The 13,886-nt window shown below is 67.9% G+C and carries 14 protein-coding genes and 2 tRNA genes; 9 read left to right on the forward strand and 7 right to left on the reverse strand.

The features are described 5' to 3' along the window. Nucleotides 1-156 precede the first annotated feature (156 nt). A complete protein-coding gene (locus tag ACFOMD_RS15470) occupies nucleotides 157-339 on the forward strand; it encodes a hypothetical protein (protein WP_380862972.1) in 183 nt (60 codons plus the stop codon). A gap of 79 nt (nucleotides 340-418) precedes the next feature. Here the strand turns inward: ACFOMD_RS15470 and ACFOMD_RS15475 are convergent. From ACFOMD_RS15475 to hrpB, 3 genes are all read right to left on the reverse strand, one after another. After that, nucleotides 419-495, reverse strand: a tRNA-Arg gene (locus ACFOMD_RS15475). A 63-nt stretch (nucleotides 496-558) separates the two neighbouring features. Next, nucleotides 559-837, reverse strand: coding sequence for an ETC complex I subunit (locus ACFOMD_RS15480; RefSeq protein ID WP_380862974.1), 279 nt, complete (start codon nucleotides 835-837; stop codon nucleotides 559-561). A gap of 79 nt (nucleotides 838-916) precedes the next feature. Further along, the gene (gene hrpB, locus ACFOMD_RS15485; RefSeq protein ID WP_380862976.1) at nucleotides 917-3,370 is read right to left on the reverse strand and encodes an ATP-dependent helicase HrpB; all 2,454 of its coding nucleotides are present in this window, start codon (nucleotides 3,368-3,370) and stop codon (nucleotides 917-919) included. Nucleotides 3,371-3,663: 293 nt separating this feature from the next. Between hrpB and ACFOMD_RS15490 the strand changes: the two genes are divergently transcribed. Both ACFOMD_RS15490 and ACFOMD_RS15495 read left to right on the forward strand, forming a co-directional pair. Continuing rightward, entirely contained in the window at nucleotides 3,664-4,233 is a 570-nt protein-coding gene (locus tag ACFOMD_RS15490) for an IS110 family transposase (protein ID WP_380862978.1), read from the forward strand. Nucleotides 4,234-4,238: 5 nt separating this feature from the next. After that, on the forward strand, nucleotides 4,239-4,613 hold the full coding sequence (locus ACFOMD_RS15495; protein ID WP_449329081.1) for a transposase: 375 nt from the start codon (nucleotides 4,239-4,241) through the stop codon (nucleotides 4,611-4,613). Nucleotides 4,614-4,765: 152 nt separating this feature from the next. Here the strand turns inward: ACFOMD_RS15495 and ACFOMD_RS15500 are convergent, their stop codons facing one another. Next, nucleotides 4,766-5,785, reverse strand: a complete 1,020-nt coding sequence (locus tag ACFOMD_RS15500; RefSeq protein WP_380862982.1) for a polyprenyl synthetase family protein — start codon at nucleotides 5,783-5,785, stop codon at nucleotides 4,766-4,768. A gap of 85 nt (nucleotides 5,786-5,870) precedes the next feature. Between ACFOMD_RS15500 and ACFOMD_RS15505 the strand changes: the two genes are divergently transcribed. The 3 genes from ACFOMD_RS15505 (at nucleotide 5,871) to ACFOMD_RS15515 (ending at nucleotide 7,189) form a co-directional block, all read left to right on the forward strand. Then, on the forward strand, nucleotides 5,871-6,161 hold the full coding sequence (locus ACFOMD_RS15505) for a chorismate mutase (RefSeq protein WP_380862984.1): 291 nt from the start codon (nucleotides 5,871-5,873) through the stop codon (nucleotides 6,159-6,161). A 27-nt stretch (nucleotides 6,162-6,188) separates the two neighbouring features. After that, nucleotides 6,189-7,061 carry a phenylalanine 4-monooxygenase gene (gene phhA, locus ACFOMD_RS15510; protein WP_380862986.1) on the forward strand — a complete coding sequence of 291 codons (873 nt, stop codon included), beginning with the start codon at nucleotides 6,189-6,191 and terminating at the stop codon, nucleotides 7,059-7,061. 52 nt (nucleotides 7,062-7,113) lie between these two features. After that, nucleotides 7,114-7,189: transfer RNA gene (locus ACFOMD_RS15515), tRNA-Ala, on the forward strand. A 2-nt stretch (nucleotides 7,190-7,191) separates the two neighbouring features. Here the strand turns inward: ACFOMD_RS15515 and ACFOMD_RS15520 are convergent. Further along, nucleotides 7,192-8,244, reverse strand: coding sequence for an acyltransferase family protein (locus tag ACFOMD_RS15520; RefSeq protein WP_380862988.1), 1,053 nt, complete (start codon nucleotides 8,242-8,244; stop codon nucleotides 7,192-7,194). A gap of 111 nt (nucleotides 8,245-8,355) precedes the next feature. On the opposite strand from ACFOMD_RS15520, the gene ACFOMD_RS15525 reads away from it, so the two are divergent. Then, entirely contained in the window at nucleotides 8,356-9,135 is a 780-nt protein-coding gene (locus tag ACFOMD_RS15525; RefSeq protein WP_380862990.1) for an NUDIX hydrolase, read from the forward strand. On the opposite strand, the gene ACFOMD_RS15530 is transcribed toward ACFOMD_RS15525, so the two are convergent. Together ACFOMD_RS15530 and ACFOMD_RS15535 are read right to left on the reverse strand one after the other, a co-directional pair. Further along, the gene (locus tag ACFOMD_RS15530; protein WP_380862991.1) at nucleotides 9,090-9,932 is read right to left on the reverse strand and encodes a class I mannose-6-phosphate isomerase; all 843 of its coding nucleotides are present in this window, start codon (nucleotides 9,930-9,932) and stop codon (nucleotides 9,090-9,092) included. The two genes, ACFOMD_RS15525 and ACFOMD_RS15530, sit on opposite strands and share 46 nt — an antisense overlap. A gap of 32 nt (nucleotides 9,933-9,964) precedes the next feature. Beyond that, nucleotides 9,965-11,512 (reverse strand): acyl-CoA carboxylase subunit beta, encoded by a 1,548-nt coding sequence (locus tag ACFOMD_RS15535; RefSeq protein WP_380862993.1) that lies wholly within the window; start codon nucleotides 11,510-11,512, stop codon nucleotides 9,965-9,967. A gap of 32 nt (nucleotides 11,513-11,544) precedes the next feature. On the opposite strand from ACFOMD_RS15535, the gene ACFOMD_RS15540 reads away from it, so the two are divergent. Further along, a complete protein-coding gene (locus tag ACFOMD_RS15540) occupies nucleotides 11,545-12,234 on the forward strand; it encodes an extensin-like domain-containing protein (protein WP_380862995.1) in 690 nt (229 codons plus the stop codon). Between the two features lie 35 nt (nucleotides 12,235-12,269). Further along, nucleotides 12,270-13,874: an amidohydrolase family protein gene (locus tag ACFOMD_RS15545; RefSeq protein WP_380862997.1), complete on the forward strand. Its 1,605-nt coding sequence runs from the start codon at nucleotides 12,270-12,272 to the stop codon at nucleotides 13,872-13,874. Nucleotides 13,875-13,886 lie beyond the last annotated feature (12 nt).

Genomic DNA, 13,886 nt, shown 5'->3' on the forward strand with positions numbered 1-13,886 from the left:
CAAGATGATCAAAACCGTGCGACAGAATGCGACTCCAACGCCGCAACATGCCACGCCGCTCAAAAACGTCGACTGCTAGTTCTGACTTGCCGGCATCACCAGGCGCCGGTTGGCAAGGCAGTATGGAGTATCACTCCACGCGAAAGGAAAATAATTATGAGCGTTAAAACGCAATCTTATCGCAAGACCGGCTTTCTTTCGGGATTGACCGCAGGCATCATCAACGATGACGGATACAAGGCGGAGGCAATCGACACGGAGACCGGTCGGACGGCTTCCGGCTATGCCATCACTCGCGAAGAAGCCGAGTTCGAGGCCATTCGTCAGCTCCGGAAGTAGTGTTTGGCGGCGATGGCAAACGCCATCGCCGCCAACGGCAAAGACAAATCCACCTTGTAGGTGGCGCTAAGCGTTTTTTTGGCGCGCCCGGCAGGATTCGAACCTGCGACCACGAGCTTAGAAGGCACGTGCTCTATCCAACTGAGCTACGGGCGCGCAATGACGTGAAGCTGGCACGGCGGCGGGGCCGCGGCCAGTCCCTCTATCCGAAATTGCCGGCTATCTGAAATTGTCGGCGTAGGCCTGGAGCTTGAGGACGCGGTCGGCGACGCGGCGGACCTCGAAGGTAATGCCCTCGCGCTCCGCATAAGCGGTGGCGGCGTCGAGCGTCGGGAAGGTCAGGCGCACCTGCTTCTGTGTGTCCGCCGAGCCGATCCAGCCAGTGACCGGGTCATGGCGCTGCTTGTCGGCGGCATCGAATTCCAGCACCCAGCGGCCGGCGCGTCCTCGCCCCGACTGCATCGGATTCTTGGCTTCCTGATAGATGCGCGCGGCCACCGCAAACCCTCTTCGTGAACTCGATCGGGCAATGCGTCGTCAGGCGGGTCGCGTCAAGTCTCAGCGTTCCGCGCGCGGGTCAGTCGTGGCGCGCATCGCGCGCGGCGGCGTTCTTGGTGCGCGTGGTCGCCTTCGCGGCGGCGGGATCGTCGGGCCAAGGGTGCTTCGGGTAGCGCCCTTTCATCTCCGCCTGCACCGCCCGCCACGAGCCGCGCCAGAAGCCGGGCAAGTCCCTGGTCTTCTGGATCGGGCGATAAGCGGGCGACAGCAGCACTAGGGTCAGCGGCACGCGGTTGCGCCCGATGACGGGATGCTCGGCAAGGCCGAACAGCTCCTGCACGCGCAGCTCGACCGCCGGGCCGCCTTCCGCGGCATAGTCGATGGCGTGGCTGGTCCCGGCGGGTGTCGAGAGGCGCGTCGGCGCCTGCCGATCGAGCGTCTGCCGCTGCGACCAATCCAGCAAATTTTCCACCGCCTGCGCCAGCGCCCCCGCATCGACGCTTTCCAACCGTCGCTTGCCAGCGAGAAGCGGCGCCAGCCAGTCATCGAGGCGATCGAGCAGCGCCGCGTCGGACAGGTCCGGCAGTTCCTCCCCGCCCTCGCGCAGGAAGGCGACACGCCCCCGCAATGCCTGCGCGCCCTCGCTCCACGGCAGCTTGTCGAGGCCAGTGGCGCGAACCCCATCGAGCAACGCCCCAGTGATCGCCGCCGGGTCGGGCCGCTCGACCGGCCGCCGCGCCAGGGTGATCGCTCCCAGTGACCGCGTCTCCTCGGCGCTCACCGCCCCGGTCGCGGTATCGAAGCTTACGCGCTGGCGCTTCTCGATGGCGCCACCGAACAGCCGCTCGACGGTCGCCAGCTCGATCGGCGCGGCAAGCAGGATGCGCGCACCGGCGGCCGCGCCGCTCGCTTCCGCCACCGCCAGCCATTCCTGCTTCGCCAGCGGATCGGCGGCGTCGAGCTTCACCGCGCGGCCGTTGCGCATCAGCCAGGCATCGCCGCGCCGCCGCGCCACCCGGTCGGGATAGGCCAGCGCGATGGCCAGCCCTGCCGCATCGCCGCCCGCTTCGTCACGGCCCGCGCCGACCAGCTTCACCCAGCGTTGCGCCATCGCGGCGGCTGCCTGCGAACGCCGGTCGCGCGAGCGATCCCAATTGCGCAGTCGCGTCTCCGCATCGGCGTCGCGCCCGCCGAGGCCCCGCTCGGTGATCAGCACCGCCATCTTCGCCGCCATGGTGCCGATACCCAGTTCGGCGCCCGCGACCAGCATATGCGCGAGGCGCGGCGGCAGCGGCAGGCCGGCGATGCGCTTGCCATGCTCGGTCGGCCGCGCGTCGGCGTCGATGGCGTCGAGCAGCTTCAGCCGGTCGCGCGCCTCCGCTACCGCCGCGGCGGGCGGCGGATCGAGCCATTGCAGCTGGCCGGGATCGGCAACGCCCCAGATGGCGAGATCGAGCACCAGTCCGGTCAGGTCGCTTTCGAGGATTTCGGGCGGATCGAACGGCGGCAGGCCGCGCGTCTCCCCCTCCTCCCACAGCCGCCACGCGACACCCGGCGCGGTGCGACCGGCGCGACCGGCGCGCTGCGCCACCGCCGCCTGGCTGGCGCGCTCGGTGACGAGGCGGGTGAGCCCGGTCGCCCGCTCGTAGCGGGGGCGGCGCGCGAGGCCGGAATCGATGACGACGCGCACGCCGTCGATGGTCAGGCTGGTCTCGGCGATCGAGGTGGCCAGCACCACTTTCCGCCGCCCCGCCGGCGCCGGCTCGATAGCGGCGCGCTGCACGGAACCGTCGAGCGCACCATAGAGCTTGTGCACCTCGACGTCGGCAGGTGGGGCCAGCCGCTCGGCGGTGCGCTCGATCTCGGCAGCGCCGGGCAGGAAGGCGAGCAGGCTGCCCTCCTCCTCGCGCAGCGCCTGCCCGATGGCGCGGGCCACGGCATCCTCGATGCGCTCGTCGGCGCGGCGGCCGAGATAGCGGTGCGCCACCGGATACATCCGCCCCTGCGCCTCGATCACCGGCCCGTCGAGCAGCCGGGCGTATTTGGCGCCGTCGAGCGTCGCCGACATCGCGACGATGCGCAGGTCGGGCCGCAGCGCCCCTTGCGCATCGAGCGCCAGCGCCAGCCCGAAATCGCCCTCGAGGCTTCGCTCATGCACCTCGTCGAACAGCACGGCGGCGACGCCAGCGAGTTCGGGGTCGCGCTGAATCAGGTTGGTGAACACCCCCTCGGTCAGCACCTCGACCCGCGTCGCCGCGCTGATCTTGCTGTCGAGCCGGGTGCGGTAGCCGATCGTCCGCCCCGCCGGCTCGCCGCGCAGCGACGCCATCCGCTCGGCGGCGGCGCGCGCCGCGAGCCGGCGCGGGCTCAGCAGCAGGATGCGCTGCCCCTCGGCCCACGGCCGGTCGAGCAATGCCGGGGCCACGGCGGTGGTTTTGCCGGCGCCCGGCGGCGCAACGAGCACGGCGTTGCGACCGGCATCGAGCGCGGCGATCAACTCTGGAAGAACATATAGGACGGGAAGGTCGGTCACGGTAACGCCGCCCTACCCGATATTGTCATCCCCGCGAAGGCGGGGACCCACGCTCGACCATGTCCTGATCTCTCGCTCACCCTCGTCTTAGCGAGATGGTGTAATTTTGTTGTGCCGCGATGATGGCGGTGCCGGGTTGGGGGTGGCCACCCCCAACCCGGCGGTCGGCTGTCGGATCGGGTTCACCCGGTTCCTTGAGGGAACGCGGCTCAGCAGGATCGCAGTCGGCCACTTCATCGGATCCGCATGGTTGCCGGAGCCATGGGCTCCTGGACGAGGAAGGATCGACGAAGATGGTGCAGCATAGCATTTGCGTTGCCGGGATCGACATCGGCAAACAGGCGCTCGACATTGCCTGCCACCCCTCGGGCCTGGCGATGCGGGTGGACAACACGCCGGCGGGCCACCGGGTGCTGGCGGACTGGCTGGTGGCGCAGCGCGTCGATCGGGTGGGGCTCGAGGCCTCGGGCGGGTACGAGCGCGGTGTGGTGACGGCGTTGCGTGAGGCCGGGTTCGAGGTGGCCGTGCTCCAGCCCCGACAGGTCCGCGCCTTTGCGCTGTTCCGGTTGAAGCTGGCGAAGAACGATCGGCTGGATGCGGCGCTGATCGCGCGGTGCACAGCCGAGCTGGACGACGTCCGCGCCGCACCCGACCCGCGGCTGGCGCCGCTCGCCGAGCATCTGCGCCTCATCGAGCAGCTGGAGGCCGACCTCGCCCGCGCCCGGACGCGCGCCGAGGCCTATCACACGCCCCGCCTCAAGCGAGCGCTCGCCCGCGAGAGCGATCGGCTTGAACGGCGGGTCAAGACTGAGCTGCTGCTCCTCGGCAAGGCCGTCACCGCGATCACCTCGCGCAGCGCCTGACGCTCATCGAAAGCGTCCAGGGCATCGGCCGCCGCACCGCCCTCACCCTGCTCATCCTGATGCCCGAACTCGGCCACCTCACCCGCACCGAGATCGCCAGCCTCGCCGGCCTCGCGCCCTTCGATCGCGACAGCGGCCAGTATCGCGGCCAACGACGGATCGCCGGCGGACGCCCCCGCGTCAGGCGCGCCCTCTACGCCGCCGCACTCCCCGCCAGCTTCCGCTGGAACCCGGCACTCGTCGACATCTACACGCGCCTGCGCGCCAACGGCAAAAACCACAAACAGGCGCTCACCGCCTGCGCCCGAAAGCTCCTCACCTTCGCAAACGCCGTCCTCGCACGGCAGACCAATTGGCAACCGCAACTTAATGGTTGCTGAGCTTGTCGAAGGGCGAGCTCCCACTGGCGTCACGGCGCGCCAATCCTGCTTCGACAAGCTCAGCATGAGCGCTTCAGAGTGTTCGGGAGTGGGTCCCCGCCTACGCGGGGATGACGGAGTTATGGAAACGTCGTCGGATGACCGAATGGGCGTCAGTAAGCCCGCGCGATGGCGAACTCGACGGTCTCGGTGAGCGCCGCGCGGGCCGGGCCGTTGGGGAAGTGGGCGAGCGCGTCGATGGCGCGGCTGCCATAGTGGCGCGCGCGGGCGAGCGTGTCATCGACGGCGCGCGAGGATTTGAGCAGCTCGACGGCGCGCGCCAGCTCCTCGTCGCCCGCGGCGCGGCCCGACACGGCGTCGCGCCAGAATAGGCGGTCCTCCTCCGACGCGCGCTGGTAGGCGAGGATGACCGGCAGGGTCACCTTGCCCTCGCGGAAATCGTCACCGATCGACTTGCCCATCGTGTCGGCGTCCGAGACGTAATCGATCGCGTCGTCGACGAGCTGGAAGGCGATGCCGAGGTTGCGGCCGAAGCTTTCGAGCGCCGCCTCGGTCTTGTCGTCGCGCTCGGCGACCACCGCGGCGATCTGGCAGGCGGCGGCGAACAGCACCGCCGTTTTGGCGCTGATGATGTCGAGGTAGCGGTCCTCGGTCGTTTCGATCTCGCGCGCGGCGGTCAGCTGGTCGACCTCGCCTTCCGCGATCGTCGACGAGGCATGGCTGAGGATCTTCAGCACCCGCAGCGAGCCGTCCTCGACCATCAGCTCGAAGCTGCGGGAGAACAGGAAGTCGCCGACCAGCACCGTCGCCGGATTGCCGTAGATGAGGTTCGCGGTTTCCTTGCCGCGGCGCAGGCCCGAGCCGTCGACGACATCATCGTGCAGCAAGGTCGCGGTGTGGATGAACTCCACACAGGCGGCGAGCTTGTGATGCCGGGTGCCGGCATAGTCGAGCAGCCGCGCACAGGCGAGCGTCAGCATCGGCCGCATCCGCTTGCCGCCGCCGGCGATCAGATGGCCGGCCAGCGCGGGGATCAGCGACACCGGCGACTGCATCCGTTCGAGGATGCAGCGGTTCACCTCGTTCATGTCGCCGGCCACGAGATTGAGCAGCGGCTGCAGCGAGGGCGCCGGCTCACGGTTGGGACGGATCGGATGAACGGTCGCGGTCATTTGCGGGGCGCAACATAGGGTCCGCCCCCGCGCGCGCAACCCTCGTGCTTTGACTTAAGGACGTTTGGCCGCAAAAAGTGACGCGATGGCCGATTCAGACGAGACGCTCGCCGCCTACCGGGAAAGCATCGACAATATCGATGCGGCGCTGGTGTACATGCTCGCCGAGCGATTCAAGGTGACGCAGAAGGTCGGCGCCTACAAGGCGACCGCCGGGCTGCCGCCCGCCGATCCGGGGCGCGAGGCGGCGCAGGTGGCGCGCCTGCGCGAGCTGGCGAACAAGGCCAACCTCGACCCTGAGTTTTCCGAGAAATTCCTGCGCTTCATCATCGATGAGGTGATCCGTCACCACGAGCGCGCCAAGGAAAATGCCTAAACGCCGTACACGCGTTATATAGGCGACATGACCGACTCCGACTTTCCGACGCCGCCCGAGGGCGCGGCGGCCGACTGGACGATCCCGCAGAACTGGGCCGACTACACGCCCGAGGAACATGCGGTGTGGGACACTCTGTTCGCGCGGCAGGCGAAGATGCTGCCGGGCCGCGTCGCGCCCGAGTTCATCGACGGCCTCGACGTGCTTCGCCTGTCCAAGCCCGGCATCCCCGATTTCGAGGAACTGTCCGAGGTGCTGATGAAGCGCACCGGCTGGCAGGTGATCGCGGTGCCCGGCCTGGTGCCCGAGGAGGTGTTCTTCGAGCATCTCGCCAACCGGCGTTTCGTGGCCGGCCAGTTCATTCGCCTGCGCCAGCAGCTCGACTATCTGCAGGAACCCGACATCTTCCACGACGTGTTCGGGCACGTTCCCCTGCTCGCTCACCCGGTGTTCGCCGACTATATGCAGGCTTATGGCCAGGGCGGCCTGCGCTCGATGGAATTCGGCGCCATCCACAAGCTGGCGCGCCTCTACTGGTACACGGTCGAGTTCGGTCTGATCCGCTCGGGCGGCGAGCAGCGCATCTACGGCGCCGGCATCGTTTCCAGCTACGGCGAGTCGATCTTCGCGCTCGACGATCCCTCGCCCAACCGCATCGGCTTCGATCTGGCGCGGGTGATGCGCACGAAGTACCGCATCGATGATTTCCAGCAGAATTACTTCGTGATCGACAGCTTCGAGAGCCTGTTGAAGCAGACGCTCGAAACCGATTTCGCACCGCTCTACGCCGAGCTGGCGCAGCTGCCCGATATCGAGATTACGGAGATCTTGCCGGAGGACCGCGTCTACACGCAGGGTACGCAGGCCTATGCGAACGGGAAACGGCAGGCGGCCGAATAATCGCGGTTGCGAGGCTGCGAAAGCGCCTTTATATGCCCGCTTCACCGCGTGCGGGGCTGTAGCTCAGATGGGAGAGCGCTGCAATCGCACTGCAGAGGTCAGGGGTTCGATTCCCCTCAGCTCCACCACTCTACCACGCGGTCTTCTCTGAAGCTTCTATGGCGATCCCTGCCGGGCGGCTCTTCCGCCGCAGCAACGGCCGTTCGACCGCGAACCATGACGCCACGCCCGCCGCGCTGCTGAGCAGGATAAGCAGCGCATAGGCCGCCACGCTTCCCATCAGCCCCTGCTCGATCAGCAGGTTCATCATGAGCCCGTGGTAGATGTAGATACCGTAGGAGAAATCCTGGCCGCGCAGCACGCGGTCGGACAGCGCCGGCGCGCTGAACGCCAGCGCCACCACCGCGACGGCGAGCAGCAACCGGCTCGCGAAGTGCAGCAGATCGCCTCCCGGCAGGAGGTTCATCGCCAGCAGGTAGGCCGCCAGCCACCACAGTCCCCGGCCCGCGATCCAGTGGCTGCGCTGCACCCCGGCCTGCCGCAGGAGCAGGCCGGCAAGGAACAGGAAGAAATGCGGCAGGAAGGAATAGCGTATCAGCTTTTCGACCGGTCCTTCCGGCCCGTCCAGGGCGAGGCGCAGCCCGACAGCCAGTGCAAGGAAACCGACGAAGGCGCCGACCATCACCGCGCGTTCGCCGCCGATGCGCCGCGCCACCGCATAGAGGATCGGCAGCACCACATAGAATTGCAGCTCGATCGGGATGGTCCACAGCGCGCCGTTGTAGGAACCGAAGCCGAAATCGCGCAGGAAATCCGGCGTGTAGATAAGGCCGACGCACTGCGCGACGAACCAACCGAGCGCCGGCCAATGCAGGAAATCGAAGCCGTGCAGCGCCGCGACGACGACCGTCGCGACGATGCAGCACCAGAGCGCCGGATAAATGCGGATCGCTCGCTTGCCGAGATAGTTGCCGAGGCTCCGGCTGCGCTCGTAGGAGTCGGAAACGAGAAAGCCGCTGATCACGAAAAAGATCGGCACGCCGGGCAGGCTTTCGAGGATCGGCCACCACGCCGGTGTCGCCAGCTTCAGGTGATGCGCGCCATGCGTCAGCAGCACCTGCGTCGCGGCGGCCAGCCGCAGCAGGTCGAAATTATTCGTCCGGTCGACCGAACCCGCGCGCATCGCCGCTCCCCTGCGCCGTCATCGCATCGCCGCGCCGGCTCGGCAAGCAAACCGCCATACTCTGCTATTGGGCAGCGGTGACAATGTCGTGTGGCCCGGTACAGTAAGCGCATGACCGACAGCCAGATTGAAATCGCCGCCGCCACGCTTGTCCTTCTTCGCGAGGACAGCGGGCCGGTCGAAATCTTCATGGTCGAGCGCGCGAAGACGATGGGCTTCGCCGGCGGCATGATGGTGTTCCCGGGCGGCAAGGTCGATGCGGCCGATATCGCGCTGGCGAAGAACGCCGAGCTGGCGCCGGGCTATGCCGAGCTCGATCCGGTCGATGCCGCCGCGCGCATCGCCGCCATCCGCGAGACGTTCGAAGAGGCGGGCGTGCTGCTCACCATCGGCGGGCCGGTGTCGGAGGAGACGCGCGACCATTGGCGGGCGCGCATCGTCGAGCATGAAGAGACCTTCAGCGACTTCCTGATGACCACCGGCCACCGGCTCGATGTCGAGGCGCTGGTGCCGTTCGCGCACTGGTGCCCGCCGCGCGACCTCGAGAAGAAGCGCTTCGACACGCGCTTCTACCTCGCACGGATGCCCGCGGGTGAGACCGCGCTGCATGACGGCAATGAATCGACCCGCTCGCACTGGATCACCGCCGCCGACGCGCTGGCGCGGGCGGATTCGGGTGAGAACGCGATCATCTTTCCTACCCGCCGCAACCTCGAACGGCTGGCGAAGAGCGACAGCATCGAGGCGACGATTGCCGAGGCGCATGCGACGCCGGTGGGTCTCGTTCAGCCGGTCGTCGAGACCCGCAACGGCGAGCCGTACCTCTGCATCCCCGAGGGCCTGGGCTATCCCGTAACCGCCGAGCCGCTTGCCGCGGCGATGCGCGGATAGGCGACCAGCAGCTCGGTCGGCTCGTCGGGCTCGTAGAGCGCGCCGCCGTCACTGTACCAGACCTCGCCGGGGCCATAGGCCCCGCCGCCGATCGTGCCGTGCCCGGTGAGCGCCACGAGCCAGACCGGGCCGTCGATGAACCGGTCGCTGACACCCTGCCAGCGCTCCAGCCGGAACGCCGGGCCGTCGACGAGCTGCGTGCGCCCTTCTCCAAGATCACGCGGGGTATCCACCCGGGTAAACGGCTCAGGGTCTGACACCGCGATGCCTTCGTCGAGGTGAAGCTCTCGCGGGCGGCCGTAATCGTAGAGGCGGTAGGTCAGGTCGACATTCTGCTGAATCTCGACGATCGCCAGCCCCGGCCCGAGCGCATGCACCGTGCCCGCCGGCGAATAGATCACATCGCCCGCCTTCGCCGGCCGCCAGTCGACCAGCTGCTCGATCGATCCGTCAAGCGCGCCGGCGCGCAGTTCCTCGCGCGTCGACTGGCGGGTGAGGCCGAGACCGATGGTGGCGTGGGGCTCGACATCAAGCACCACCCACGCCTCGTCCTTGCCGCGCGGATAGCCGGCGGCCTGCGCCGCGGCATCGTCGGGATGGACCTGGATCGACAATTTCTCGCTGGTGAACAGGAACTTGACCAGCAGCTCGGGCGCATCGGCGGGGACGCCGGGCATCTCGTACCAGATCTCGCCGACCGGCTCGCCATCGGCCGGTGCGTCGGGGAACCAGGGCGACAGCTTGTGGCGGCCCCAGACTTTCTCGATGCGGCGGGTGGTAAGCTTGATCGCGGTCATTTGTGCCCCTTAGTCCGCGACACCCGCCGTCGCTAGGGCCGATAGCCGAAGCTTCGGCGACCGGGCGACAGGGCACGCTGTGCGAGATTGGCAAACTCGCAGAGATGCGCCCGGGTTTCGCGCGGATCGATAATCTCTTCGATGCCAAAGCGTTCGGCGGTGCGCAGCGGCGAGCGCACCTTGTCGAGCCGTCCCTTGATCTCGGCAAGCCTCGCCGCCGGGTCATCGGCCTTTTCAAGGTCGCTCTTGTACGCCGCCTCCAGCCCGCCCTCGATCGGCAGCGAGCCCCAGTCGCCGCTCGGCCACGCCATGCGCCAGCGGAAGCGGCTGGTGTTGGCGTGCGCGCTGCCCGCCATCCCGTACGCCTTGCGCAGGATCACGGCTACCCAAGGCACCGTCGCCTGATAGATGGCGGTGAGCGCGCGCGAGCCCCAGCGGATCGTCGCCTCCTCTTCCGCCTTGCGGCCGATCATGAAGCCCGGATTGTCAACGAGGTGGACCACCGGCAGGTGGAAGGTCTCGGCGAGGTCGACGAAGCGTTCGACCTTGCGCGCGGTATCCGCCGACCACAGGCCGCCCAAGGTCATCGGGTCCGAGGCGATCACCGCCACCGGCCAGCCGTCGAGCCGCGCGAAACCGGTGACGACGGCGCGGCCCCAGTTGCGGCCGATCTCGAAGAAGCTGCCCTGATCGACCACCGCCTCGACGATCGGCCGGATCTTGTAGAGCTGGCGCAAATTGCGCGGGATCGCTTCGATCAGCCCCTCCTCGCGCCGGTTGGGATCATCGCCCGACGGCACCCGCTCCGCCAGTTCGTGAACGTTGCTCGGGAGATAGGAGAGGAAGCTGCGCAGCAGTGCGAAGGCGTGTGCCTCCGACGCGGCGATGTCGTCGACCGCGCCGTTGCCGGCATGGATCGAAGCGCCGCCCAGCTCCTCCTTGGTGCGCTTCTCGCCGATTGCCGCCACCACCGGCGGCCCGGCAACGAACATCTGCGACAGGCCATCGACCAGCAGCGAATAATGGCTCATCACCATCCGCCCGGCGCCAAGGCCCGCTACCGGTCCCAGGCCGAGCGCCACCACCGGCACCGCCGACAGATTGTCGACCATCGTCTCCCAGCCGGGCAGCTCGGGCACATAGGTATGCCCCATGCTTTCGAGCGTTTTCACCGAGCCGCCGCCGCCCGTTCCCTCGATCAGCCGGATCAGCGGCAGCCTGTATTCGCTGGCGAGCTTCTCCGCCTCGACCAGCTTTCGATGAATGGCGGCATCGGCCGCGCCGCCACGCACCGTGAAATCGTCGGCGGTCAGGACCACCGGCCGGCCGTCGATGCGCGCACGGCCGAACAGGAAGTTCGACGGCTGGAAGGCCGCGACCTGCCCGCTCGCGTCGTACTGGGCGAAACCGGCGATCTGGCCGAGTTCGTGGAAGCTGCCCGGGTCGGCGAGCGCGGCGATGCGCTCGCGCGCGTTCAGCCGGCCGGCGTCATGCTGGCGCTGCAGCTTCTCGGGACCGCCCATCTGCTCCGCCAGCCGCTTGCGCATTTCCAGCTCGTCGATTTCCGGCTGCCAGGACACTTTCGCTCCCCCAAGTGGTTAGGGTGGCGATCATGCGCGCGCTTCTCGTCCTTGTCGCCCTCCTGATAGCGGGGGTGGTCTTCGTCCGGCATCTGGAGCGGACCCGGCCGCAAGACCTGCCGTGGACACCGCTCGACCTCACGGCGCCCGCCGGCGCGATGACGGCGATGAAGCTGCAACTGCTGCGCAGCGACCCGGACATGTGCCGCGATGCGCTGGCCCGCGCCGGCGTCGATTTCACGCCGGTGCCCAACCGGCAGGACGGCGAGAACTGCGGGCTCACCGACGCGGTGACGCTCGACCGCACGCGGATCTCCTATGTGCCGACGCCGGTCACCACCACCTGCCCGCTCGCGGCGGCAATGGTGATGTGGGAACGGCAGGTGGCGGCGCCCGCGGCGCGGCGGCGCTTCGGGCAGGAGCTGGCGAGCGTGCGCCATTACGGCATCTACAGTTGCCGCCGCCTCTATGGCGCGAGCAGTGGCGCGTTCAGCGAGCATGCGACCGCCAACGCCATCGACCTCGCCGTCTTCCGGCTGGCCGACGGGCGGCGCGTCAGCGTGCTGCAGGACTGGGACGACCCCGGCGCGAAGGGCGCCTTCCTGCGCGACGTGCATGATGGCGGCTGCAGGTTGTTCGGCACCACGCTCGGTCCCGAGTACAACGCCGCGCACCGCGACCACTTCCATGTCGACATGCGCGGCTGGAAGTCGTGCCGCTAGCGTTCTAGTCTCTCCCAAACTTTCGGGGGATTCCCATGCGCTTGTTGAAGGTCGCGCTCGCCGCGGCAACGCTTCTCACCTCGATTCCGGCGCTCGCGCAGATGCAGCCGACGCCCGACCGCCGCGCCGATGAAGGCAAGGGGCCGTTCAAGAAGCTGGTCATCCGCGGCGTCAACGTCATCGAAGGCAATGGTGGGCCGATGTACGGCCCGATGGACATCGTCATCGAGGGCAACCGCATCACCGATGTGCGCAGCGCCGGCACGCCGGGCAAGCCGCTCGCCCCGGTGCGCGAGCCGCGCGACGCCACGCACGAGATCGACGCGCGCGGCATGTATGTGCTGCCCGGCTTCGTCGACATGCACGGCCACAACGGCGACCCCGACAAGGCGCCGCAGCCCGAATATGGCTACAAGCTGTGGCTCGCCCACGGCGTTACCACGGTGCGCGGCGTCGGCTTCTTCAACGACCCCGCGCGAGCCTTGGACGATAAACGCCGCAGCGCCGCAAACACCATCGCCGCGCCGCGCATGTACGTCTATCAGACGATCGGCAGCGGCTGGGACCGCGGGCGCATCGACAATCCGGCGATGGCGCGCGACTGGGTGCGCTGGGCGGCCAAGCAGGGCATCGACGGCATCAAGCTGTTCAACCGCGGCGACGAGACGCCCGCGATCGTCGCAGCGGTGCTCGACGAGGCGAAGAAGCAGGGCCTCGGCACCGTCGCGCATCTCGCGCAGCCGGGCATCGGCGAGGTCGACGGCCGCGTCGCGGGGCAACTCGGCCTCGGCACGATCACGCACTTCTACGGCCACTTCGAATCGATCATGAAGGACGGCCACCTCCAGAAGCTGCCGCCCGACTATAATTTCTTCGATGAGCAGCACCGCTTCGGCGAGATCGCCGAAATCTGGGACGATATCGAGGAGCCCGGCGGCGAGGTCTGGAAGGAATATCTGAAGGAGCAGAAGGCGGCAGGCGTCACCTTCGATCCCACCTTCAACATCTATTCCGCCTCGCGCGACCTGATGCGCGCCCGCAATGCCGATTGGCACAACGCCTACACGCTGCCGAGCCTGTGGGACTTCTTCCAGTCGAACCGCGACAATCACGGCTCCTATTTCTACGACTGGACCACCGCACACGAGACGACATGGCGCAATTTCTACAAGCGCTACATGCAGCTCATCAACGATTACAAGAACATGGGCGGGCGCGTGACCACGGGTTCGGACCCGGGCTACATCTTCCAGACCTGGGGCTTCGGCTACATCCTCGAACTCGAGATGCTGCAGGAAGCGGGGTTCACGCCCCTGGAGGTGTTCCAGTCGGCGACGATCAACGGCGCGCGCACCTTGAACGACCCCAAGAAGCTCGACCCGCAGTTCGGCCTCGTCCGCCGCGGCATGCTCGCCGACCTGGTGATCGTGCCGGAAAACCCGCTGCAGAACATCAAGACGCTCTACGGTGTCGGCACGCCGCGCCTTAACGAGGCGACCGGGCAGCTCGATCAGGTCGGCGGGGTGCGCTGGACCGTCAAGGACGGCATCGTCTACGACGCCCACGCGCTGCTCGACGACGTCGCGGCGATGGTGGCAGCGGAAAAGCAGAAGCGGGCGGCAGCCCAGCCGCAACCCTGAAAAGAGCCGTCA

Origin of the sequence: Sphingoaurantiacus capsulatus (assembly GCF_042648405.1) — a bacterium.
Taxonomy (GTDB): Bacteria; Pseudomonadota; Alphaproteobacteria; order Sphingomonadales; family Sphingomonadaceae; genus Sphingoaurantiacus; species Sphingoaurantiacus capsulatus.

Excerpts from the sequence above, each read along its gene's own strand:
- ACFOMD_RS15470 (WP_380862972.1), top strand. The coding sequence starts at position 157 with ATGAGCGTTAAAACGCAATCTTATCGCAAGACCGGCTTTCTTTCGGGA.
- ACFOMD_RS15490 (WP_380862978.1), top strand. The coding sequence starts at position 3,664 with ATGGTGCAGCATAGCATTTGCGTTGCCGGGATCGACATCGGCAAACAG.
- ACFOMD_RS15500 (WP_380862982.1), bottom strand. The coding sequence starts at position 5,785 with ATGACCGCGACCGTTCATCCGATCCGTCCCAACCGTGAGCCGGCGCCC.
- ACFOMD_RS15505 (WP_380862984.1), top strand. The coding sequence starts at position 5,871 with ATGGCCGATTCAGACGAGACGCTCGCCGCCTACCGGGAAAGCATCGAC.
- phhA (WP_380862986.1), top strand. The coding sequence starts at position 6,189 with ATGACCGACTCCGACTTTCCGACGCCGCCCGAGGGCGCGGCGGCCGAC.
- ACFOMD_RS15520 (WP_380862988.1), bottom strand. The coding sequence starts at position 8,244 with ATGCGCGCGGGTTCGGTCGACCGGACGAATAATTTCGACCTGCTGCGG.
- ACFOMD_RS15525 (WP_380862990.1), top strand. The coding sequence starts at position 8,356 with ATGACCGACAGCCAGATTGAAATCGCCGCCGCCACGCTTGTCCTTCTT.
- ACFOMD_RS15530 (WP_380862991.1), bottom strand. The coding sequence starts at position 9,932 with ATGACCGCGATCAAGCTTACCACCCGCCGCATCGAGAAAGTCTGGGGC.
- ACFOMD_RS15540 (WP_380862995.1), top strand. The coding sequence starts at position 11,545 with ATGCGCGCGCTTCTCGTCCTTGTCGCCCTCCTGATAGCGGGGGTGGTC.
- ACFOMD_RS15545 (WP_380862997.1), top strand. The coding sequence starts at position 12,270 with ATGCGCTTGTTGAAGGTCGCGCTCGCCGCGGCAACGCTTCTCACCTCG.